The sequence below is a fragment of the Amycolatopsis sp. A133 genome (assembly GCF_031082405.1).
In the GTDB taxonomy this organism is placed as follows: Bacteria; Actinomycetota; Actinomycetes; order Mycobacteriales; family Pseudonocardiaceae; genus Amycolatopsis.
On record NZ_JAVHJU010000038.1, the window covers coordinates 105,034 to 126,608 of the forward strand.

19 protein-coding genes and 4 tRNA genes are annotated in these 21,575 nt (G+C 71.3%); 7 read left to right on the forward strand and 16 right to left on the reverse strand.

What is annotated here, in order from left to right:
- Nucleotides 1–20: 20 nt before the first annotated feature.
- Nucleotides 21–1,463 carry an FAD-binding oxidoreductase gene (locus tag Q5425_RS25520; protein WP_308674835.1) on the reverse strand — a complete coding sequence of 481 codons (1,443 nt, stop codon included), beginning with the start codon at nt 1,461–1,463 and terminating at the stop codon, nt 21–23.
- Nucleotides 1,464–1,577: 114 nt separating this feature from the next.
- Here Q5425_RS25520 and Q5425_RS25525 point away from each other — a divergent pair, with 114 nt between their 5' ends.
- Both Q5425_RS25525 and Q5425_RS25530 read left to right on the forward strand, forming a co-directional pair.
- Nucleotides 1,578–3,686, forward strand: a complete 2,109-nt coding sequence (locus Q5425_RS25525; RefSeq protein WP_308674836.1) for an elongation factor G-like protein EF-G2 — start codon at nt 1,578–1,580, stop codon at nt 3,684–3,686.
- Nucleotides 3,687–3,959: 273 nt separating this feature from the next.
- Nucleotides 3,960–7,142, forward strand: coding sequence for a BTAD domain-containing putative transcriptional regulator (locus Q5425_RS25530; protein ID WP_308674837.1), 3,183 nt, complete (start codon nt 3,960–3,962; stop codon nt 7,140–7,142).
- Here Q5425_RS25530 and Q5425_RS25535 read toward each other — a convergent pair.
- The 13 genes from Q5425_RS25535 to Q5425_RS25595 all read right to left on the reverse strand — a co-directional run bounded on the left by Q5425_RS25535 (nt 7,135) and on the right by Q5425_RS25595 (nt 17,928).
- Nucleotides 7,135–7,641 carry an XdhC family protein gene (locus tag Q5425_RS25535; RefSeq protein ID WP_308674838.1) on the reverse strand — a complete coding sequence of 169 codons (507 nt, stop codon included), beginning with the start codon at nt 7,639–7,641 and terminating at the stop codon, nt 7,135–7,137. The two genes, Q5425_RS25530 and Q5425_RS25535, sit on opposite strands and share 8 nt — an antisense overlap.
- A 19-nt stretch (nt 7,642–7,660) precedes the next feature.
- The gene (locus Q5425_RS25540) at nt 7,661–7,924 is read right to left on the reverse strand and encodes a hypothetical protein (RefSeq protein ID WP_308674839.1); all 264 of its coding nucleotides are present in this window, start codon (nt 7,922–7,924) and stop codon (nt 7,661–7,663) included.
- Between the two features lie 33 nt (nt 7,925–7,957).
- Nucleotides 7,958–8,212, reverse strand: coding sequence for a hypothetical protein (locus Q5425_RS25545; protein WP_308674840.1), 255 nt, complete (start codon nt 8,210–8,212; stop codon nt 7,958–7,960).
- A gap of 1 nt (nt 8,213) precedes the next feature.
- Complete coding sequence (locus Q5425_RS25550) at nt 8,214–8,696, reverse strand: NUDIX hydrolase (protein WP_308674841.1); 483 nt, start codon at nt 8,694–8,696, stop codon at nt 8,214–8,216.
- Nucleotides 8,693–9,838, reverse strand: coding sequence for a glycosyltransferase family 4 protein (locus tag Q5425_RS25555; RefSeq protein ID WP_308674854.1), 1,146 nt, complete (start codon nt 9,836–9,838; stop codon nt 8,693–8,695). Before Q5425_RS25555 ends, Q5425_RS25550 begins: the two co-directional genes overlap by 4 nt.
- Nucleotides 9,839–9,856: 18 nt before the next feature.
- A complete protein-coding gene (locus Q5425_RS25560) occupies nt 9,857–10,774 on the reverse strand; it encodes a phosphatidylinositol mannoside acyltransferase (RefSeq protein WP_308674842.1) in 918 nt (305 codons plus the stop codon).
- Nucleotides 10,771–11,397, reverse strand: coding sequence for a phosphatidylinositol phosphate synthase (gene pgsA, locus Q5425_RS25565; RefSeq protein WP_103341486.1), 627 nt, complete (start codon nt 11,395–11,397; stop codon nt 10,771–10,773). The genes Q5425_RS25560 and pgsA overlap by 4 nt, the downstream gene beginning before the upstream one ends.
- Before the next feature lie 88 nt (nt 11,398–11,485).
- Nucleotides 11,486–12,007 carry a MarR family transcriptional regulator gene (locus tag Q5425_RS25570; RefSeq protein WP_308674843.1) on the reverse strand — a complete coding sequence of 174 codons (522 nt, stop codon included), beginning with the start codon at nt 12,005–12,007 and terminating at the stop codon, nt 11,486–11,488.
- Nucleotides 12,008–12,080: 73 nt separating this feature from the next.
- Nucleotides 12,081–12,623, reverse strand: coding sequence for an HIT domain-containing protein (locus Q5425_RS25575; protein ID WP_308674844.1), 543 nt, complete (start codon nt 12,621–12,623; stop codon nt 12,081–12,083).
- Entirely contained in the window at nt 12,620–14,647 is a 2,028-nt protein-coding gene (gene thrS, locus Q5425_RS25580) for a threonine--tRNA ligase (protein ID WP_308674845.1), read from the reverse strand. The genes Q5425_RS25575 and thrS overlap by 4 nt, the downstream gene beginning before the upstream one ends.
- A gap of 133 nt (nt 14,648–14,780) precedes the next feature.
- Nucleotides 14,781–15,395: a malonic semialdehyde reductase gene (locus Q5425_RS25585; RefSeq protein WP_308674846.1), complete on the reverse strand. Its 615-nt coding sequence runs from the start codon at nt 15,393–15,395 to the stop codon at nt 14,781–14,783.
- 162 nt (nt 15,396–15,557) lie between these two features.
- On the reverse strand, nt 15,558–17,084 hold the full coding sequence (locus tag Q5425_RS25590; RefSeq protein ID WP_308674847.1) for a sugar transferase: 1,527 nt from the start codon (nt 17,082–17,084) through the stop codon (nt 15,558–15,560).
- A 772-nt stretch (nt 17,085–17,856) separates the two neighbouring features.
- A tRNA-Val gene (locus Q5425_RS25595) sits at nt 17,857–17,928 on the reverse strand.
- 391 nt (nt 17,929–18,319) lie between these two features.
- On the opposite strand from Q5425_RS25595, the gene Q5425_RS25600 reads away from it, so the two are divergent.
- From Q5425_RS25600 to Q5425_RS25615, 4 genes are all read left to right on the forward strand, one after another.
- Nucleotides 18,320–18,745 (forward strand): SsgA family sporulation/cell division regulator, encoded by a 426-nt coding sequence (locus tag Q5425_RS25600; protein WP_013227152.1) that lies wholly within the window; start codon nt 18,320–18,322, stop codon nt 18,743–18,745.
- Nucleotides 18,746–18,881: 136 nt separating this feature from the next.
- Nucleotides 18,882–18,954: transfer RNA gene (locus tag Q5425_RS25605), tRNA-Gly, on the forward strand.
- Nucleotides 18,955–18,977: 23 nt separating this feature from the next.
- Nucleotides 18,978–19,048, forward strand: a tRNA-Cys gene (locus tag Q5425_RS25610).
- A 1-nt stretch (nt 19,049) separates the two neighbouring features.
- A tRNA-Val gene (locus Q5425_RS25615) sits at nt 19,050–19,124 on the forward strand.
- A gap of 14 nt (nt 19,125–19,138) precedes the next feature.
- On the opposite strand, the gene Q5425_RS25620 is transcribed toward Q5425_RS25615, so the two are convergent.
- Nucleotides 19,139–19,636, reverse strand: coding sequence for a hypothetical protein (locus Q5425_RS25620; RefSeq protein ID WP_308674848.1), 498 nt, complete (start codon nt 19,634–19,636; stop codon nt 19,139–19,141).
- Entirely contained in the window at nt 19,636–20,511 is an 876-nt protein-coding gene (locus Q5425_RS25625; RefSeq protein WP_308674849.1) for a hypothetical protein, read from the reverse strand. Before Q5425_RS25625 ends, Q5425_RS25620 begins: the two co-directional genes overlap by 1 nt.
- A gap of 325 nt (nt 20,512–20,836) precedes the next feature.
- Here Q5425_RS25625 and Q5425_RS25630 point away from each other — a divergent pair, with 325 nt between their 5' ends.
- Entirely contained in the window at nt 20,837–21,298 is a 462-nt protein-coding gene (locus tag Q5425_RS25630) for an Lsr2 family protein (protein ID WP_396135242.1), read from the forward strand.
- The last annotated feature ends 277 nt before the right edge of the window (nt 21,299–21,575 follow it).

Sequence of the window (21,575 nt, forward strand, 5' to 3'; positions counted from 1 at the left end):
CGGGGAGAATCCGGCGCAGTCTAGAACTCTCCCTTGTGGACAGTCGAGCGGGGCGACGAGAGCCCTTGCGGGAACGCGAAGATTCTTCGCGGGTCATACTTCCGGGCGACCGCGCGCAGCCGCGGCAGGTTCACCCCGTAGTACGCCTGCGCCCAGTCCGGCATCTCCGGGTCGAGGTAGTTGACGTACCCGGTGGTGCCGAACTCCGGTCCCAGCCCGTCGCGCACGGCGGCCAGCGCGCGCCGCGCCTCGGCTTCGCCGCCGTCCTCGGGTGCGGCGCCGTGCAGGAACTGGAAGCTCGCCAGGGCGGACCGGTGCGGAAAGGCCGTTTCGCGGGCGCCGACGCGGGCGATCGCGCCGCCGCCGGCGTCGATGAGCGTGCCGACGCGCGGCGCCCGGGTCAGCAGCTCGACGACCGCGGCCGGGTCGGTGACGGGCCGCAGCAGCATGCGCGAGGTCCCGACGTACGCCGCCCGCGCCACGGCGGCCCCGGGCCGGGACTCCGGGTCGTCGAACGACCGCATCGCGCGGACGTGGTCCAGCACCCGCCCGTCCCGCTCGGCCGGCGGGGTGCCGACGCGGCGGACCAGGTCGTCGACCAGCTCGTTCATCCGGGCTTGCGCGCCGAGGAACGTGCCGGCGACGGCGGCGGTGGCCGCGTCGAGGTTGGCGCCGGACCACAGCTCGTCCGGCATCGACGGCTGCCACTCCTGCCAGGCGGCGAGCAGCGCCGCCTGGGTGCCCGCCGGGAAGACCAGCCGGAAGGTGGCGACGTCGGCGATCGGCACGGTCCGGAACGTGAACCCGGTGACGATCCCGAAGTTGCCGCCACCCCCGCCGCGCAGCGCCCAGAACAGGTCGGGTTCCGCCGAGCCCGACACCGTGCGCACCCGGCCGTCGGCCGTGACGATCCGCGCCGCCTCCAGGTGGTCGCAGGTCAGGCCGTACCGGCGGTCGAGCACGCCGACCCCGCCGCCGAGGGTGAGCCCGGCGATGCCGACCGTGTCGCAGCTGCCCGCCGGGAGCACCCGGCCGGCCGCCGCGAGCGTCGTGGCGATCGGCCCCAGCCGGGCGCCGGCACCGATCACCGCGCGGCCGTCCGGACGCACCTCGATGCCCGAGAAGCGGCTGAGGTCCACGACGATGCCGCCGTCCACTGTGGAGTAGCCGGGGTAGCTGTGCCCGCCGCTGCGCGCCGCGACCGGCAACCGGTGCCGGGCGGCGAAAGCGACGGCGGCCTGGACGTCCTCGACGCGCGCGGCACCGACCACGGCCGACGGCATCCGGGCGTCGTACATCGTGAAGAAGCCCTGCTTGGCCTCCGGGTAGCCGGGGTCGCCGGGCCGGTGCAGCGGCCCCGTGAGCCGCCCGCGGAGCCGCTCCCAATCGCCGGACGGCGGGCGGCCGGCCAGGCCCGCCACCGGTACTGCTCCGGAAATCCGCAAGAACGCCCGCCTGTCCACGCCACTCCCCCGGGCATTCGGCTGGTACCGGGAGCCCTGTCTTGCCGTGACCAGGGTAGCGGGTGTGTGATCGAGGACACATCCCGTACACCAGCCGTTCGCCGAGGAGTCGTCATGGCAGACAGACAAGCCAAGAACGCCGACACCGGGGCCGCCGTCGCTGTGGACGACCCCGCCAAGGTCCGCAACGTCGTGCTCGTCGGTCCGGCCGGTTCCGGGAAGACCACCCTCGCCGAAGCCCTGCTCGCCGCTTCCGGCACGGTGCCGCGGGCGGGCTCGGTGGTCGACGGCACGACGGTGTGCGACCACGACCCGGCGGCGGTCCGCCAGCAGCGCTCGGTCGGCCTTTCGGTCGCGCCCGTGCTGCACCAGGGCCACAAGATCAACCTGATCGACACACCCGGGTACGCGGACTTCGTCGGGGAGCTGCGGGCCGGGCTGCGCGCCGCCGACGCGGCGCTGTTCGTCGTCTCCGCGGCCGAGGGCGTCGACGCGGCGACGGTCGCGGTGTGGGAGGAGTGCGCCGCGGTCGGGATGCCGCGCGCGGTCGTCGTCTCCCGGCTCGACCACCACCGGGCCGACGCGATGGCCGAGATCGCCGCCTGCCAGACCGCGTTCGGCGCCGGGGTGCTGCCGCTGTACCTGCCCGCGGGCGACGGCCTGGTCGGGCTGATCACCCAGCGGTACTTCGACTACTCCGGCGGGCACCCGCCGAAGCTCGGCGAGCCCGCCGCGACCGACCTGGAGCGGATGGCCGAGGCCCGCAACGAGCTGATCGAAGGGATCATCGCCGAGAGCGAGGACGAGTCCCTGATGGACCGCTACCTCGCCGGCGAAGAGATCGCCGAGGCCACCCTGATCGCCGACCTGGAGACCGCGGTCGCGCGCGGGTCCTTCCACCCCGTCATCCCGGTGTGCTCGACCAGCGGCCTCGGCCTGGCCGAGGTGCTCGACGGCATCGTCCGCGCGTTCCCCTCCCCGCTGGAGCACCGGCCCCCCGACGTCACCACCCCGGACGGCGGCGAGCACGCCGCGATCACCGCCGACCCCGCGGGCCCCCTCGCCGCTGAGGTCGTCCGGACGGCGGTGGACTCCTACGTCGGCCGGGTGTCCCTCGTCCGGGTGTTCTCCGGGACGCTGCGCCCCGAGCGGCCGGTGCACGTGTCCGGGCACGGCCTCGCCGAGCGCGGCCACGAGGACCACGACGCCGACGAGCGCGTCGCCCACCTGTATTCCCCGCTCGGCTCGGCCCTGCGGGAAGTGCCCTATTGCGTCGCGGGCGACCTCTGCGCGCTGACGAAGGTCGGCTCGGCCGAGACCGGCGACACCGTCTCCTCGCCCGACGACCCGCTGCTCATGGAGCCGTGGGCGATGCCGGAACCGCTGCTGCCGGTGGCCGTGGTCGCCAAGACCCGCAGCGACGAGGACACCCTGGCCCGCAACCTCTCCCGCCTCGTCGCGGGCGACCCGACCCTGCGGCTGGACCGCAACGCCGAGACCGGCCAGCTGGTGCTGTGGTGCATGGGCGAAGCCCACGCCGACGTGGTGCTGTCGAGGCTGCGCGCAGGCGGCGCGGACGTCGACACCGAACCGGTGAAGATCAGCCTGCGCTCGACGTTCGCCAAGCCGGCCAAGGGACACGGGCGGCACGTGAAGCAGTCAGGCGGGCACGGCCAGTTCGCCGTCTGCGACATCGAGGTCGAGCCGCTGCCGCGCGGCAGCGGGTTCCAGTTCGTCGACAAGGTCGTCGGCGGTTCGGTGCCGCACCAGTTCATCCCGAGCGTGGAGAAGGGCGTGCGCGCCCAGCTGCAGCGCGGGCTGGCCGACGGGCACCCGGTCGTCGACGTCAAGGTCACGCTGGTCGACGGCAAGGCCCACAGCGTGGACTCCTCGGACGCGGCGTTCCAGACGGCGGGCGCGCTGGCCCTGCGCGAGGCCGCGGCGAGCGGGCACATCACGATGCTGGAGCCCCTGGAGGAGGTGGCGATCCGGCTGCCGGACGAGCACCTGGGCACGGTCCTCGGCGACCTGTCGTCCCGGCGCGGCCGGGTGCTGGGCACGGAGGCGGGCGAAGGCGGCCGGACGGTGATCCGCGCGGAGGTCCCGGCGACGGAGCTGGTGCGGTACCTGATCGACCTGCGCTCGATGACCTCGGGCACGGCCACGTTCACCCGGCAGCACGCGAGGTTCGAGCCGATGCCGGAGGGCATGGCCGTCCACTAGCCGGATCTCGCGTGAGCAGAGCCGGATCTCGCGTGATCGAGCCCGTAACTCGCGTGATTCGAGGCGGTACGGCTTCAATCACGCGAGTTACGGCTCCGATCACGCGAGTTACGGCTTCAATCACGCGAGTTACGGGAACCGGCCGGGGTGTGTCGACAATGCCCTGGTCCAGGTGATCACGGTAGGGAGGGCAACCGCGCCCCGGTAGACGGTGGCAGGCCGCGAACGTGGCCGGCCGGAGGTACGCTCGGCCGCGGGAGGGGGCGCGTTGGCATGACTGGTGTGCGATTCGGTGTGCTCGGACCGGTCACGGCCTGGCGCGGCACGGCTCCGGTCGAAGTGGGCCCCGGTAAGTGCCTGCGGGTGCTCGGGGTGCTGCTGCTGCACGCGAACCAGCCGGTGGACCGCGAGCAGATCATCGAGGGCGCCTGGGGCGGGAAACCGCCGAGGAGCGCGGTCAACCTCGTCCAGAAGTACGTCGGCACCGTGCGCCGGTCGCTCGGCCTCGATGGCGCGTCGCTGCAGACGGTGGGCACCGGGTACCTGCTCCGCGTCGCCCCTGACCGGCTCGACAGCTCCCAGTTCGCCGACGGCCTCGTTCAGGCGAGCGAGACGAAGCGCAGCGGAGATCTGGCCGTCGCCCGACAGCACCTCGCCGAGGCGATGAGGCTGTGGCGCGGACCCGCCTTCGACGGCATCGACACCCCCGCGGCCGCCACCGAACGCGCCCGGCTGGAGGAATACCGCCTCGGCGCCCTGGAAGACCTCGCCGAACTCGATCTGCTGCGCGGGGAACACGCGCCGGCCATCCCCGAGCTGACCCGGCTCACCGACGAGCACCCGTACCGCGAACGCGCGCGGGAGCTGCTGATGACCGCGCTCTACCGCAGCGGCCGCCAAGGCGACGCACTCGCCGTGTTCCGCGACATCCAGCGCCTGCTGGCCGAGGAACTCGGCGTCGATCCCGGGCCCGGCCTCCAGCGCGTGCACGCGCAGATCCTGCGCGCGGACCCGGCGCTCGGCCTGGCCACCGCGGCCGGGAAACAGCGGCCGATCGCCCACCTATCCGCCGATGTCCCCGGCTTCGCCGGCCGCGCCGCGCCGCCGGGCGAGCTGCTCGAGCCGGCCGAGCGCCGGGTGGTGGGTGCTTCGCACCGGCCTCCCTCGTCGGCGCAGCTGCCACCGGATGATCCGACAGCGGCTGCTCCGGGTCCCGCTCTCCGGTCATTGCCGTACGACTTGCCGGATTTCACCGGACGGGCCGACGAGGTGGCCGGATGCCTGGAGTTCGTCGCTCAGCGCAGGAGCGCGACCGCGATCGTGGTGGTGACCGGGATGGCCGGGGCCGGGAAGTCCGCGCTCGCCGTCCACCTGGCGCACCGGTGCACCGAGTGGTTCCCCGACGGCCAGTTGTTCCTGGACCTGCACGGCCACACCCCGGACCGGGAACCGACCACGCCGCACGTCGCCCTGCACGACCTGCTTCGCAGGACGGGAGTGCCCGACGAGGCTCTTCCCCGCGACACCGGTCAGTCGTCGGCGCTGTGGCGGTCGTGGCTGGCCGGCCGGCGGGTACTGATCGTCCTCGACAACGTGCTGGACGCCCGTCAGCTCGTGCCGCTGCTGCCCGGCTCGCCGGGCCATCTGGTCCTGGTCACCGGCCGATGGCGGTTGCCCGAGCTTGATGGGGCCGACCACCTGTCGCTGGAGCCGCTGTCCGAGGCCGAAGCACGGGAGCTGCTGGTCCGGGTGTCTCGTCGTCCGGTGACGCACGACCGCGCTGCGGCCGAGGTGGTGGAGCTGTGCGGCCGACTGCCCTTGGCGATCAGGCTCGCGGGAACTCGGTTGCGACACCACGACTCCTGGTCGGCCACCGATCTCGCGGACCTGCTCCGCGACCATCAAAGGCGACCGGCCGAGCTGTCGGTGGGCAGCCGCAGTGTCGCGGACGCGTTCGAGGTTTCTTACCGCAGGCTCACCGCCGGTCAGCAGCGAGCTTTCCGGTTGCTCGGCCTGCACCACGGTCCCGACGTGGGCGTGCACGCGGCGGCGGCGCTGTTCGGGTGCGCCGTGCCGGAGGCGTGGCGGGTGCTGGAGGAGCTGGCGGAGGCTCATCTGCGGCGCGAGCACACTCCTGGCCGGTACACGTGTCACGACCTGCTGCGCGGGCACGCGAACACGATTCTGGCCCGCGACGAGCCGGAGCCGGAGCGAAAGGCAGCCCTGCGCAGGTTGGTGACGCACTACGTGCGGGCACTGGACGCGGCGGGCAAGGTCGTCGACCCGCCGCGGTTCCCCGGCCCGCGCTCCGGTGCGGACGGCTTGCCGCCACTCGCCGACCGCACGCAGGCGCTGGCGTGGTGGGAAGCGGAGCGGCCAAGCCTCGTGGCCGCCGTCGAGGCGGCGACAGTGGCCGGACTGGACGGCGAGGCGATGCGGTTGGCGCGGGCGCTGGCGCCCTTTCACTCCCAGGCGCACCACGCCGCGGAGCGGCGAACAGCCCAGCACGCGGCGCTGCAGGCCGCGCGCCGCGCCGACGACCAGACCGCCCAAGCGCACATCCTGGTCGAGCTGGGCGCTGCGGAGCACCACCTGGGCAGGGTTGCCGAAGCACGCAAGCACTACACGGAAGCCATAACGGTCGCCGGCGCTGCCGCGGTCACCCTCGCCGAGGGCCGGGCGCTCGCCAGGATGGGCGCGCTGCACCAGTCGATGGGTGGGTACCGGCAGGCTGAGCAGGACATGCAGGCCGCGCTGGAAACCTTCCGCGCTCTGGAAGACGACCAGCGCACGGCGACCACGCTCCTCGGGCTCGCCAATCTGTACGCGCAGGCGGGCAGGTACGCCGAGGCACAGCGCACTCTCGACGAGGCACTGCCGGCGGTGGAACGCACCGGGCCGCTACTGCGCGTCGGCAACGCCCACTACATCCAGGGCATGCTGCACCTGCGCCTCGAGCGCTACCAGGATGGTGAGCAACAACTCCGGCTGGCCCTGGATCGGGCCAGAACGCTGCGCGACCGCGATGGTGAACTGCGCGCGCTCCTGGCCCTCGGTCAGGTCCACCTCGGCCGAGGCCGGCTTCCGGAGGCCGAGCGCCTGTTCTGCGAGCTCGTCACGGACTGCGCAGCCTCCGCCGGGTTCGTCGAAACGATGGCGCATACGCGCTTGGGCACGGTTCAGGCGGCTCTCGGCAAGCCCCACGAGGCAGTGCGGTTGCACACGGCAGCGCTGGCCTTGGCCGCCACAAACGGTGCCCGCGACCTGCGCACCATCGTGCTCAACGACCTGGCTGACACGCATTGGTCGGCCGGCAGCCACGACGCCGCCGCCGGCTGCTACCGCGCGGCGCTGGTCCTGGCCGGCGAAGTCGGCTTGGCGGCCGAGGAGGACCGGGCTCGCGGTGGCCTCGGCCGGATCCAGGCGGTCCTCGGCCGGCGGCAGTCTGCTAGGTGAAGTCGAAGCCGCCGGGGCGGTTGTTGCGGTCGGCGAGGAGGCCGGCCAGCGTGGCCAGGGCGATCTCCGGCGGGGTGCGCGAGCCGATGTTCAGCCCCACCGGGCGGTGCACCCGGGCGATGTCCGCCTCGGCGACGCCCAGTCCCCGCAGCGCCGCGAGGTGCGGGCCCGGGTGACGCGGGTTGCCGAGCACCCCCACCCACCGCGGCTCGCCTTCGAGCGCGGCCTTCAGCACCTGCCCCAGCTCGGGCCGGTGGTGGTCGGTCACGACGACGTCGGCGGTTGCGTCGAGCGGCGGCAGGACGGTGTCCGCGTCGAAGCCCTCGGGGACGTCGGTGACGCGCGCGGGATCGGGCTCGAACAGCGCCACGCGGTACCCGAGGTCCTTCGCGAACTTCAGCAGGAACCGGGAAACCGGCGACGCGAACACCGCCACCAGGGTCCGCACTCCCGGGTCGGCCGGGGCCGCCCCGTGGGCGACGTCGCAGGTCTCGCTCATGCCGCCCAGTGTGTCAGCCTCAGGCCTGCTCGCCCACCGTCACGCGGAACTGCCACAGGTCCGTCTTGCCCTTCACGAGCACCAGGTAGCCGTCGCTCACGCGCAGCACCAGCCGGTGCTGCGGCGACGACGGCCGCGGCGGCCGGTGCTGCTTGGCGAGCAGGTACGCGTCGCCCTCCGCGCTCTCGCGGTCCGGGTACGGCGTCGCCTCCGCGACTCCCCAGCCGCGGCCGTCGCCCATGCCGCCCTGCTCTTCGATGACCACCCACCACGTTGCACCCATGCCGGTTCCGACGCGGCCGGGCCACGGACGGTTTCAGAGCTCTTCGAGCACGCTCAACCGGAAGTGGAACGTCGACGTCCGGCCCTCGACGATCACCAGGTACCCGCCCGGGCCGCGCAGGACCTTCCGCGACTTCGGCGACCACGGGTAGACGGGCTGGTACTCGCGCGCCAGCCGCAGCGCCTCGGCCTCGGCCGTCGCCTGGTCGGGCTGTGAAAACGTCTCCGACAGCGACCAGCTGCGGCCGTCGCCCGTGCCGCGCTGCTCCTCCACGACCACCCACCACATCTCAGACCTCCGGCTCGGCGAACTCGAAGTACTCCGGCAACGGCGCGGTCCCCGCGAGGCGGAAGTAGCGCACCTTCCGCCGCCGCCGCAGCCGCAGTGTGTCGCGGACGGCGTCGTTGTGGACGCGGCGGGCGATCACCACCCGGTGCTCGGCGTCGGTCAGCTCCTCGGCCAGCTCGGCCGGCAGGCCCGCCCGGTCGACGCGGCCCAGCTGCAGCGTCAGCTCGTTCTCCGCGGCTTCGCGCTCGGCACGGGGCGCTGTTTCGGCGCGCTCCGCGGCCGTCCGCAGGCCCGGGGAGCCCAGCACCACCGCGACCGCGCGCGCCACCACCGCCCGGCGTGCCAACGCCGCGTCGAGGGCGGCCCAGCCGGCGTCCGTGCGGATGTGCAGCCGGTCGAGCCGGTTCGCCGTCGCCACCAGGAAGAGCCCGCCCAGCACCACGACCACCGCCAGTACCGGGAGCAGCCAGCCGAGCACGCTCACCGGGCGAACTCCCGCTCCGGCGCCGCGACCCGCCGCGGGTCGGCGGCGACGGCCGTCTCGTAGACGCGCAGCACCTGCGTGGCCACCACCGACCAGTCGTACATCGTGACGCGCTCCCCCGCCGCCGCGGCCAGCGACGCCCGGCGCGCCGGGTCGCCGAGCAGCTCGCGCAGCCCGTCGGCGAGCGCGGCCGGGTCACCGGTCTCGACGAGCAGGCCGGCGCGGCCGTCGTCGAGCACCCGCCGGAACGAGTCGAGCCCGCTGGCCAGCACCGGGGTCCCGGCCGCCATCGCCTCGGTGAGGATCATCCCGAAGCTCTCGCCGCCGGTGTTCGGCGCGCAGTAGACGTCGACGCTGCGCAGCGCCTGGGCCTTCGTGGCGTCGTCGACCTGGCCGAGCAGCTCCAGGTGGGGGGCCAGGTCCGGGCCGGCGTCGCGACGCAGCTGGTCGGCGTCGCCGCGGCCGACCACGACCAGCCGCAGGTCCTCGAACTCCGGGAGGATCAGCCGCAGCGCCTCCAGCAGCACGCCCATGCCCTTGCGCGGCTCCCCGAACCGGCCGACGAACCCGACGGTGCCGCCGGCCCGCGGGTACCCGGGCAACGGCGTGGCCGCGGAGTAGAACCCGACGTCGACGCCGTTGGGGATCTCCACCGCGTCGCCGCCCGCGTGCTCCACCTGGACGCGGCGGGCCAGCGCCGACACCGCGATCCGCGCCGTGATCTTCTCCAGCAGCGGCCGCAGCACCGGCTGGAACGCCGACAGCGTGCGCGAGCGCGTCGTCGCGGTGTGGAACGTCGCCACGATCGGGCCGTCGGCGATGAGCAGCGCCAGCAGCGACAGGCTGGGCGCCGCCGGTTCGTGCAGGTGCAGGACGTCGAACTCGCCTTCGCGGATCCAGCGCCGCACCCGCGCGTAGGAGACCGGGCCGAATTGCAGCCGGGCGACCGAGCCGTTGTACCGGATCCCGAGCGCCTTGCCCGCCGGGTGCACGAAGTCCGGCAGCTGCGCGTCCTCGTCCGCGGGCGCCAGCACCGACACCCGGTGCCCGCGCGCGAGCAGCGCCTTCGTCAGGTCGATCACGTGGCCCTGGACCCCGCCGGGCACGTCGAAGGAGTAGGGGCACACGATCCCGACCCGCATCGGCCGCGTGGCCACCGCTCAGCTCGCTTCTTCGAGGCTGACCCGCTCGGCGGCCTCGAGGTCGGCGGGCCAGAACTTCTGCACCATGTGCCAGTCGGCCGGGTGCGCGGCGATGTCGCCGGCGAAGATGTCCGCCAGTGCCTGGGTCGCGGCGGGGACCTCGGCCCGCGCGGTGACCCGGATGCGCGGGTGCAGCCGGATCTGCCAGCCGTCCTCGGTGAACCAGCAGCCGGCCGGGATGAGCGCCGCGCCGGTCGTCGCCGCCAGCCGCGCCGGGCCGCCGGGCAGCCGGGCGGGCTCGCCGAAGAACTTCACCGGGATGCCGCTGGTGGTCAGGTCGCGGTCGCCGACCAGGCAGACGGCCTTGTTCTCGCGCAGCCGCTTCAGCAGCACGCGCATCGCCGAGCTGTCCCCGGTGAGCGGCACGATCTCGAAGCCGAGCGACTCCCGGTACTCGACGAACCGGCGGTAGAGCGACTCGGGCTTCAGCCGTTCCGCCACGGTCGTGAACCCGCCGAGGTAGTCGGCCAGCCACACGCCGGCGACGTCCCAGTTGCCGCTGTGCGGCAGCGCCATCACCGCGCCGTTGCCCTCCGCCAGCGCCGCGTCGAGGTTCTCCACGCCGGTGATCGACGCCGCGACCTTGGCGCTGACCTCCTTGTGGTCCATCGACGGCAGCCGGAACGTCTCGTGCCAGTAGCGGGCGTACGAGCGCATCGCGCGCCGCGTCAGCTCGTCCAGCTCGACCGGATCGGCCTGCGGCACCACGCGGGCGAGGTTCGCGCGCAGCTGCCGCACGCCCCCGCCGTCACGGCGGACGGCGAGGTCCGCGCCGAGCGAGAAGACCGTGCCGCCGAACCCGGCGGGCAGCCAGCCGGCGAGCTTCCAGCCCGCCGCGTAGCCGAACGCGCTCAGCCGCTCGCCCAGCCGGGTCATGCCCGCTGCTCCCCGGCGGCGGCCTCGCGGGCCGCCTTCGCCACGGCGGCGAACCGCTGCAGCAGCGTGACGACCGAGCCGGCGGCGAGCAGCCAGAGCGTCACGTCCACGGTGTACGGGATGCCGAAGCCGTGCAGGCCGGTGCCGACCAGCGCGATGATCAGCCGCTCGGCGCGCTCGACGAGCCCGCCGTCGACCGGCAGGCCCGAGGCGTCGGCCCGGGCCTTGACGTAGGAGATGACCTGGGCGAGGACCAGGCACAGCAGGGCCGCGGCGGCGGCCGGGTGGTTGTCGTCGACGACGAAGCACCACCAGGCGATGGCGGCGAACAGCGCCCCGTCGACCAGGCGGTCGCAGGTCGCGTCGAGCACCGCGCCGAACGGGGTGCCGTAACCGCGGGCCCGGGCCATGGCGCCGTCGAGGATGTCGAGCATGGCGAAGCCCCACACCGTGAAGGTGCCCCACAGGAGGTGATCGTTGGGGAAGAAGACCAGGGCGCAGACCACCGCGCCGGCGGTGCCGAACACGGTCATCGCGTTCGGGGTCAGCCCGGCGCGGACCAGCGCCTGGCCGATCGGATCGGTGACGCGGGAGACGGAGGCACGCGCGAAGATATTGAGCATCGGTTCGTCGAGGCACCTGGCTACGAGGGTCGGGTGGGCGATGGCAGCCTATCGACCCGCGTGCGCGGCCCCGACGCGCCGCCCCGGGTCAGCCCGATTTCGTGAGCTGGCCCTCGTGCTCCCGCGCCTCTTCGGCGGCCACGGCGGCGGCGCACTTCGGCGACAGTTGACGGCGGATCGCCGCGCTGATCTCGCCGAGCGCCGTCACCTGCTCCGGCGTCAGGGGGTCGAACAGGCTTTCCCGGACGGCCTCGACGTGCCCCGGCGCGGCCGCTTCGAGCGCGGCGAAGCCGTCGTCGGTCAGCACCGCCCAGGCGCCGCGCTTGTCGGTCGGGCACGCCTCGCGCCGCACCCACCCGTTGGCCTCCAGCCGCGCGACGGCGTGCGAAAGGCGGCTGCGGGACGCCTGCCGTGCGTCGGCGAGCTCGCTCATCCGCAGCCGGCGGCCGGGTGCTTCCGAGAGGGCGACGAGCACCTCGTAGTAGGTGTGCGGCATGCCCGAGTCGTGCTGCAGCTGGCCTTCGAGGTGCGCACTGAGCATGCGGGTGGCCATGTTGAACTCGCGCCAGACGCGCTGTTCGTCGTCGCTGAGCCATCGGGTTCCGGACATAACCCCATCATACTCTCGGTTGAACACTCAATCAGGAGTTTTTGCCGGTCAGAGCCGGATCAGACCAGCGTGGTCACCAGGCGTCGGCCAGCATGTCCCGCGTCTCCCCCAGCAGCTGCGGCAGCACCTTCGTCTGGCCGATGACCGGCATGAAGTTCGCGTCCCCGCCCCACCGCGGCACCAGGTGCTGGTGCAGGTGCGCGGCGATGCCCGCGCCCGCGATGTGGCCCTGGTTCAGCCCGATGTTGAACCCGTGCGCGCCCGACACCGCGCGGATCACCCGCATCGCGTGCTGCGTGAACTCGGCGACCTCGCGCGTCTCCTCCACCGTCAGGTCGGTGTAGTCCGCGACGTGCCGGTACGGCACCACCATCAGGTGCCCCGGGTTGTACGGGTACAGGTTCAGCACGGCGAACACGACGTCGCCGCGGGCGACGATCAGGCCGGTTTTGTCGTCGAGGGAAGGGATCCGGCAGAACGGGCAGCCGGGCTCGTCGTCGCCGTCCGGCTTGTCCTGGCCCTTGATGTAGGCCATCCGGTGCGGGGTCCAGAGGCGCTGGAACGCGTCCTGGACCCCGGCGCCCTGCTGTTCCACGAGCTCGGGACCCTCGCTCACCGAACGATCGTCTCCAGCGCCTCGGCCGACGGCGACGCGTTCTCGCGCCGCTCGACCCACTCCGCGATCGCGTTGACCGCCGCGTCGACCGGCACGCCGTTGATCTGGCCGCCGTCGCGGAAGCGGAACGACACCGCGCCCGCCTCGACGTCCTTGGCGCCCGCCAGCAGCATGAACGGCACCTTCTGCGTGGTGTGCGTGCGGATCTTCTTCTGCATCCGGTCGTCGCTCGCGTCGACCTCGGCGCGGATGCCCTTGGCGCGCAACGCCTTCTCGACGCCCTGCAGGTGCTCCACCTGGTCGGCGGTGATCGGGATGCCGACCACCTGCACCGGCGAGAGCCACGCCGGGAACGCGCCCGCGTAGTGCTCGGTCAGCACGCCGAAGAACCGTTCGATCGAGCCGAACAGCGCGCGGTGGATCATCACCGGCCGCTGGCGCGAGCCGTCCGGGGCGGTGTACTCGAGCTCGAACCGCTTGTTCTGGTTGAAGTCCAGCTGGATGGTCGACATCTGCCAGGTGCGGCCGATGGCGTCCTTGGCCTGCACCGAGATCTTCGGGCCGTAGAAGGCCGCGCCGCCCGGGTCCGGGACCAGCTCGAGGCCGGAGTCGATCGCCGCCTGCCGCAGCGTCTCGGTGGCCTCCTCCCACTCCCAGTCCTCGCCGATGAACTTGTCGGAGTCCCCGCGGGTGGACAGCTCGAGGTAGAAGTCGGCGAGGCCGTAGTCGGCGAGCAGGTCGAGGACGAACTTGAGCAGCGACCGCAGCTCGCCCGGCATCTGCTCCTTGGTGCAGTAGATGTGCGAGTCGTCCATCGTCAGCCCGCGCACGCGGGTGAGGCCGTGCACCACGCCCGACTTCTCGTAGCGGTACACCGTGCCGAACTCGAACAGCCGCAGCGGCAGCTCGCGGTAGGACCGCCCGCGCGAGCGGAAGATCAGGTTGTGCATCGGGCAGTTCATGGCCTTGAGGTAGTAGTTCTCCTCGTCGAACTGCACCGGCGGGAACATCGTGTCCGCGTAGTAGGGCAGGTGGCCGGAGGTGTGGAACAGCTCGCCCTTGCTGATGTGCGGGGTGTTCACGAACTCGTAGCCGGCCTCCTCGTGGCGGCGGCGCGAGTAGTTCTCCAGCTCGCGGCGGATGATGCCGCCCTTCGGGTGGAACACCGGCAGGCCGGAGCCGATCTCCTCGGGGAAGGAGAACAGGTCGAGCTCGGCACCGAGCTTGCGGTGGTCGCGGCGCTCGGCCTCGGCGATGCGCTCGAGGTGGGCGTCCTGCGCCTCGGCCGACTCCCACGCCGTGCCGTAGATCCGCTGCAGCTGCGGGTTCTTCTCGCTCCCCCGCCAGTACGCCGCGGCGACGCGGGTCAGCTTGAACGCCGGGATGAACTTGGTGGTCGGCACGTGCGGACCACGGCAGAGGTCACTCCAGACACGTTCCTTGGTGCGCGGGTCGAGATTGTCGTAGATGGTGAGTTCGCCCTCGCCGACCTCCATCACCTCGGAGGTGTCCACTTCGGACTTGAGGTCGACGAGTTCGAGCTTGAACGGCTCGTCGGCCAGTTCCTTTTTCGCTTCGTCGACGGAGTCGAAAACGCGCCGCGAGAACTGCTGGGCGCCCTTGACGATCTGCTTCATGCGCTTTTCGAGCGTCTGCAGGTCCTCCGGGGTGAACGGAGTGTCCACGGCGAAGTCGTAGTAGAAGCCGTCCTTGACCGGCGGGCCGATGCCCAGCTTGGCGTCCGGGAACTGCTGCTGCACGGCCTGGGCGAGCACGTGCGCCGCCGAATGGCGGATGACGCTGCGCCCGTCCTCGGTGTTCGCGGCGACCGGTTCGACCTCGGCGTCGGCTTCCGGAGCCCAGGCGAGGTCGCGCAGCTTCCCGTCGGCGTCGCGGACGACGACGATCGTGTCCTCGCCCTTGGTCGGCAGCCCGGCCTCGCGGACCGCCGCGCCCGCCGTAGTGCCCGCCGGTACCACCACACGGGAGGCGGCCACGGGGGAAACGGGGGGCGACTGGGACACGATCGGCTCCTCGAGCTGGAGTGACAGAGATGACGTCGTCGATGCTAGTCGGCTGCGCTCGGGCGCCTCACGCGCGTGGCGCGAACGCCGGACCGGCCGCCTCCCCGGGGGGAAGCGGCCGGTTCAGCCGTGCTCAGAGGGTTTCGACGACCTGGTCGAAGTCGAGCCGCGGCAGGCGGTCGAACCACGGGTTCTCACCCGGCTTGCCGACGTTGACCACGACCAGCGAGCGCCACTTCTTGTCCGCGAAGAACTCGGCGTCGACACCCTGGGCGTCGAAGCCGGTCATCGGGCCGGCGGCCAGCCCGGCGGCGCGGACGCCGATGATGAAGTAGCCGACCTGCAGCAGCGAGTTCAGCTTCGAGAACTCGACGCGGCCCTGCTCGTCGGCGAAGTTGTCCTTCACCTGCGGGGCGTGCGGGAACACCTGGGGGATGTTTTCGTGGAAGTCGACGTCCGCGGCGAGCACGACGGTCAGCGGGGCGGCTTCGGTCTTGTCCCGGTTGCCCGGGGCCATGTGCGGCAGCAGGCGGGCCTTCGCCTCGGCGGTCCGGAGCACCAGCGCGCGCAGCGGCTGGGTGTTCATCGACGTCGGGGCCCACTTGACGAGGTCGTAGATCGCGCGGATCTGCTCCTCGGTCACCGGCTCGGAGCTGAAACTGTTGGCCGTGCGGGCCTCGCGGAACAGCAGGTTCTGCACGTCCGCGGGGAGCTGGAGGGCCTCGGTCTGCTCGGCAAAGGTGGTCATGGGGCTGGCATTCCTTCCGTTGGGTCGGTACCCCGTGCAACCAGGTTGAGCGTTGAACTATTTCGCGCTCAACCACTTCTCGCCGGTGAAGCGGATCACAAACGGACACGGCCGCCGGCTCCCCGTGGCGGGAGCCGGCGGCCGTGGCGCGGCGGTGGCGGGTCAGTAGGCGCCGTGCCCGCCCATCACCGCGCGGAAGGTCTTCCAGAGGATCACCAGATCCAGGGCGAGCGACCAGTCCTCGACGTAGCGCAGGTCGAGCCGGATGCTCTCCGCCCACGTCAGGTCGCTGCGCCCGCTGACCTGCCAGAGGCCGGTCAGGCCCGGCTTGACGAGCAGCCGGCGGCGGGCGTCCGGCGCGTACTGGGCGGTCTCCTCCGGCAGCGGCGGCCGCGGCCCGACGAGCGACATCCGCCCGGACACGACGTTGAACAGCTGCGGCAGCTCGTCGAGCGAATACCGGCGCAGCAAACCACCCACGCGGGTGATACGCGGGTCGCGCTTCATCTTGAAGAGCGGGCCCGCGCCCTCGTTGTCCGCCGCCAGGGTCTGCTTGATCGCGTCGGCGTCGGTGACCATCGTCCGGAACTTGAGCATGGTGAACGTGGCGCCGTCGCGCCCGACGCGGCGCTGGCGGTAGATCACCGGCCCGCGGTCGTTCAGCTTGATCGCGACGGCGATCACCAGCAGCAGCGGGGACAGCAGGGTGAGCAGCAGCGCCGAGCCGCAGCGGTCGACGATCTCCTTCACGACGCGGCGGCCGCCGGTGAACATCGGCGCGGTGACCCGCAGCAGCGGCATGCCGAGCACACCGGTGACGTTCAGCCGGGGCCCGGCGACCTCCATCAGCACGGGCGCGACCACCATCTCCGCGCCGGTGCCCTCCATGTCCCAGGCCAGCCGCTGCAGCCGCTTCGGCGTCCAGTACTGGTCCGCGGTGATCGCCACGACGCGGTAGCCGCCGCGGCGGACGTGGCGGGAGAGCTCCTCGAGCCGCCCGACGACCGGGACGCCGTCGATCTCGCCGCTGTCGCGCTCGGCGCCGTGGCCGGAGAACGTGCAAGCGGCCTCCACGCGCCAGCCGACGTGGACTTCCGAGCGGGTGCGGGCGATCAGGTCGGCGACGGTTTCCGGGCTGCCCGCGGCCATCACCGGCAGCAGGCAGAGTCCCTTGGCGCGCTTGCGGTGCAGCACCTGGCGCAGCAGGTACCGCTGCGGGAACGCGACCAGCGCGACGGCCGGGACGACGACGAACACCCAGACCTGGACCTCGAGCGCGCCGAACAGCAGGCCGCCGAGTGCGACCAGGACGGCTGCGGTGATGAAGCCGCGGCCGAGGGTGCGGTACTCCTCCGCGCCTTCGCCGAGCACGCGCGGGCTCCAGGCCCGGCTGGCGGGCAGGGAGACGAAGATCGCGAGCATCGTGCCGAAGGCGTGCATGTCGTGCGGGGCAACACGATCGATGACGAACGCGCTGATCGCGATCACCAAGAGCGTGACGAAGACGTCGCTGCCGACGACCCAGGCCCGGTACCGCGCCTCCCAGGCCGCCGGCCAGGCTCTGGCGGACGGGCCCCCGGCGTCGTCGTCGGGGTGCTCGCCCCGCTTGACGGGACGCGGGATGGCCTGGAGGTCGATGTGCGGCGGTGGCTGGCTCACGGTGTACGAAGGCCGCACCGACTCTTCCATCTGACCTCCCGGGAACTGGATCGAGTTGATCCGCAGGCACGCAGCGTCACCGAAAATGACTTCGGAGAGTTACCACATTTCAGTGGTCGCGCAGAGCCCGCGGAGGCTTCACACGGCAGGTATCGGCGACCCTCTCGGCAGTGTTACAAGGATTTCCAGCCACATGCTGCGTCACTTCCCCGCCAGAAAATGGCCGCAACATAACAAGATGATGACGATGCGTAATAGGGCGTATCCCCGTGAAAACTACGTTCCGTAGCGAAATCGGCGTTGCCCGCACTCGGGTGGACCAAGCTCCGCCGAACGGCCCAAGAAGCCGTGGGAAATCTACTGTGGACACTGCCTTCGGCAGGTGGTCCACAGTGGACCACCGGGCCCGCGGCGCGCCGGCTCGCGGCCTCCGCGGCGACCGACGGTGACATTCGTCGTCTCACCGTCACGCGCGCCGGTTTTGTCACACGTCCCCCGCGCCCGCGCGGCGACGTGACGTGCCGAGGATCACATGAGACCTCCCGCAGGCTGACGTTCGACAGAAAACCGCCGCAGCGGCAGCCTTCGAAGGCAGTTCTGGCGGGCCCCGCAGTGGAGGCGCGAACTGCTCTTGTCAGCTCATACGGAGGAGCCGAACGGATCGTTCACTCCGCTTCTGCAGCCGGCGCCCGGCCGACTCGCGCCGGCGCGGAAATGCGGCCCGGCCTGGGGGCGCCGCGCGGGACACAGCAAGAGAGCCCCGCTCGCGTGTTCGGCGAACGGGGCTCTCTCGGCTTTCGCGTGGGCGATACTGGGATCGAACCAGTGACCTCTTCGGTGTGAACGAAGCGCTCTCCCGCTGAGCTAATCGCCCGCCTGCGGTGTTGGGCTCAACTTTAGCGTACGACTTTCAGGCGCCTGCAAACGGGTGGTCCTCGCCGACCACACTCCGCTTACCGGCGAGTACGGTCCGCACAACCCCGAGCTAGCCGGGGTTGTGCGGACCGGGGGCCGCCTGACGCCACGTTCGACATCCGTGCGACGGTGCTATCGCCCGGCGACTAAACCGCGCAGTATGGAGGTCGTGGGCCCCACGGGGCGCGCCGGTCAGCTGCGCGCCGTGGGTGATCACGGGTGGAGACGGGGGCCGATGAGCCCGGACGGGTGATCTGCGGCGCACCCGCGACGGAATCGGCCTCCTGATGCGTCCCAGTGGTGACGCCCTCGGCCGGGCCGGGCCGGGAAGGGAGACGAAGGGTAGGACGATGCGCAACGATCACGTGACGCTCCGCTCGACGGCGGTCTTCGACCTGCTGGCGCCGCGGACTCCCGCGGTTCCGGTGAAGGTGGAGCTGCGCTACGACACACGCGACCCGTATGCGGTCGTCGCCGCCTTCCGCACCGGCCGCGCCGGCTGGGTCGAGTGGGTGTACGCACGCGACCTCCTCGCGGACGGCCTCCTGGCCGACGCGGGTGACGGGGACGTCCGCATCCGCCCCTCCGTCGAGGACCCCGAAGCGGTCTTGATCGAGCTGAACTCGCCGTCCGGGCACGCCATGTTCGAGGCGTCCGCCCAAGAGCTGGCCGACTTCCTCGACCGGACGTACGACGTGGTGCTGCCGGGCAACGAGCACCTGTGGGTCGACGTCGACGACGCGCTCACCCACCTCATCCCGCACGATCTGGCCTGATGACGGGCTTGCAACGGCGGAGTGACACCCCGGTGTCGGCCCGGTTTTCGGGGTCCGATATGGTTTTCTCACACCACGGCGACGGGGTGAGGGACAGGGCCACGGCCCCGGACCTCCCGAACCGCAGCCGGGAAGTGCGGATGTAGCGCAGCTGGTAGCGCATCACCTTGCCAAGGTGAGGGTCGCGGGTTCGAATCCCGTCATCCGCTCGGTAGGCTCTCGAGCCTGGCACGGTGGAGTGGCCGAGAGGCGAGGCAACGGCCTGCAAAGCCGTGTACACGGGTTCGAATCCCGTCTCCACCTCGCGCGATTAGCTCAGCGGGAGAGCGCTTCCCTGACACGGAAGAGGTCACTGGTTCAATCCCAGTATCGCGCACCACATGTTTTCGCAGGTCAGAAGCCCTGTCCCTCCCCGGAGGGGCAGGGCTTCTGGCTGTCAGTCGGCGACGATCCGGCGATGGCATCCGGACCCGGCCCGATCGCCCGGCGGGACCGCAGGTGCGGGAACCACGACACCAGCTTCGCCCGCTCACCCGGATACAGCGACGCCAGCGACCGCAGCCAGCGCTCCTCCAGGACGCCCAGGATCTGGTTCACCATCGCCGGGGTCACGTGGTCGTAGACCCGGGCGATGCCCTTCATCTTCTGCCCCAGCCGCGCCCGTCGGGCCACCTCCGGGATCCCGTCCTCGGTCAGCCACGTGCTGTGCGTGTGCCGCCCTTCGGGGAAGGTGAACGTCGGCAGGATCGGCGGGCGCCGCTCCCCCGCCCCCGCGTCGTCCAACTCGACGCCGTCCCACGCCGGCCGCCAGAACCGGATCCGGAAGTTCGACCGCCGCCACCGATGCCCCTCCGGCGTGCACATCACGAACGGCTCCCGATGGCTGTCCATCAACTCCTCGTAGAGCACCGCGATCCCCGGCGGCAGCGCCACGAACCTCGTGCCCGCAGGCGTCTTCGTCCGGCCCTTCTCGGGCCGGGAGTTCCCGCGCCGTGTCGGCGGCCGCTGGCGGCCGTCCGCGTGATGATCATCACTCTTCCGGCCTCCTTTGTAGACCTCCCGGCCACCTCCTTAAGCGGAGTACGGATCTCGATGCCACGGCGCTCGGAGTCGTACTCGTGCCGCTGCTGCCCGACAAGTTCACCCCAACGGGCGCCGGTGTAGACATCCATCAGGCACAACACGAACTCCGACATCCCCAGACCCAGCTCGTAGAGCCGCATCGCGGCCAGCAACGCCTGAGCCGGCGTGGCCACCAACCGCTCGGCATCGAACTCACCCTTGGACACCCGGACACCACTGCACGGATTGGCCGGGAGCATCCGGGCCCGCACCGCGGCGTTGAGGATGGTCGAGAACAACGCGAAGTACGACGACATCGACGACTCGGCATAGTCCTCGTGCAACTCCGAGAGCCAACGCTCGATCTCGACGTACCCGTTGAAGATCGCGATCAACGGCCACGCCTTCCACTGCGGGAGCAGCTGCGTGTCGAGGAACGAGCGGTACTTCGCGACCGTGTTCAGCTCTAGCCGCGGAGACGCCGCCGCCAGCCAGTCCTCAGCGAAGTCGTCGAACCGTGTTTCACCGTCGCGCGGGTCCAGCCACAGGTTCCGCCGAATCAAGGCCTCCTGCTCCAAGCCCCATTCCCTGGCGGCCTTCTCTGTCGGAAACCCCGACTTGCTCCCCCACGTCCCATCAGGACGCTTGTACCGGGCCCGCCACTCACCGGTCCCGAGATTTTCCTGGCCGTAGGCATCCTTCACTCCTCTTCCTTTATCACTCCGCCCGCATCACGCGGCACGGAAATCCTGAGCAACATCCGCAACGGACACCCGCCGCCGCGGCCGCAACAGCACAATCACGGGCCTGAACCTGCCCCTGTTCGGTTTCCATCACCCACTCCTTTGCGTTTCTCGTTTCTCACACAAGACGGGGACAGGGAAGTGTTCGCCGCAACACATGACCATCCATGCGGACGAACCAACGAGCAGTCAATGGATTCTCGAAAAAACCTCAAAGAGCCTCGCCAGAACACATACCGCCGACCGGCTGTGAATTTCGGACGTTACGATTGAAATTTCCGACGACATCGACGGCAGCCAGGCCGACCAGACTGTCCCGTTCGGACTCGACGGCGCGGCCTACGAGATCGACCTGTCCAACTCGAACGCCAACGCGTTGCGTGCAACACGGGAGCCGTTCGTGGCGGCTGCCCGTCGCACCGGCGGACGCCGGATCAAGGTCGCAGTCGGCCAGGTGACCGACGCCACGGAGAAAGAACCTCGGGCGACGGACGACTACACCGCAACTCACGACATCCGCTCTTGGGCCCGGAACAAAGGGTACGAAGTAGCCGACCGGGGCCGAATCCCGGCTTCGGTCGTCGACGCATACCACGCATTTCGCACGACCGGCAGCCCGAAGATTTCCCGGAAACCGGCATCTCGATCCAAGCCACAGAAACGAACCATGCGTCAGAAAAACACTCAAAGTGACTCAGCGCAGAAGAACCATCAAGGCCTCACAAGTAGCCGTCAGCACCGGACATAGCGTCATTCACGCCTCTAACTCCGGCAATCCGCGCGTCGGGAGACAAGCTGCGACCGACTTTCCGATTCCACCGGGCGCCGCCGGGACGACGCAGCCACTGCGAGGCGCGACTCGTCGAAGTATCCGGCCGAAGCACGGAACTCCTGACCAAGCGCACGGCGACGCGCGGTGCACGACGCTCATGTCAGAAGGGTCTGTCTCGTGATCGGCTCTGGCGCGCTTTCGGTGGTGGGGCGGTGGGTCCCCGGCCGGGACGGGTTTTGCGGGGTTGCCATGA

Excerpts from the sequence above, each read along its gene's own strand:
- Q5425_RS25525 (WP_308674836.1), top strand. The coding sequence starts at position 1,578 with ATGGCAGACAGACAAGCCAAGAACGCCGACACCGGGGCCGCCGTCGCT.
- Q5425_RS25530 (WP_308674837.1), top strand. The coding sequence starts at position 3,960 with ATGACTGGTGTGCGATTCGGTGTGCTCGGACCGGTCACGGCCTGGCGC.
- Q5425_RS25535 (WP_308674838.1), bottom strand. The coding sequence starts at position 7,641 with ATGAGCGAGACCTGCGACGTCGCCCACGGGGCGGCCCCGGCCGACCCG.
- Q5425_RS25540 (WP_308674839.1), bottom strand. The coding sequence starts at position 7,924 with ATGGGTGCAACGTGGTGGGTGGTCATCGAAGAGCAGGGCGGCATGGGC.
- Q5425_RS25545 (WP_308674840.1), bottom strand. The coding sequence starts at position 8,212 with ATGTGGTGGGTGGTCGTGGAGGAGCAGCGCGGCACGGGCGACGGCCGC.
- Q5425_RS25555 (WP_308674854.1), bottom strand. The coding sequence starts at position 9,838 with ATGCGGGTCGGGATCGTGTGCCCCTACTCCTTCGACGTGCCCGGCGGG.
- Q5425_RS25560 (WP_308674842.1), bottom strand. The coding sequence starts at position 10,774 with ATGACCCGGCTGGGCGAGCGGCTGAGCGCGTTCGGCTACGCGGCGGGC.
- pgsA (WP_103341486.1), bottom strand. The coding sequence starts at position 11,397 with ATGCTCAATATCTTCGCGCGTGCCTCCGTCTCCCGCGTCACCGATCCG.
- Q5425_RS25570 (WP_308674843.1), bottom strand. The coding sequence starts at position 12,007 with ATGTCCGGAACCCGATGGCTCAGCGACGACGAACAGCGCGTCTGGCGC.
- Q5425_RS25585 (WP_308674846.1), bottom strand. The coding sequence starts at position 15,395 with ATGACCACCTTTGCCGAGCAGACCGAGGCCCTCCAGCTCCCCGCGGAC.
- Q5425_RS25590 (WP_308674847.1), bottom strand. The coding sequence starts at position 17,084 with ATGGAAGAGTCGGTGCGGCCTTCGTACACCGTGAGCCAGCCACCGCCG.
- Q5425_RS25600 (WP_013227152.1), top strand. The coding sequence starts at position 18,320 with ATGCGCAACGATCACGTGACGCTCCGCTCGACGGCGGTCTTCGACCTG.
- Q5425_RS25620 (WP_308674848.1), bottom strand. The coding sequence starts at position 19,636 with ATGGACAGCCATCGGGAGCCGTTCGTGATGTGCACGCCGGAGGGGCAT.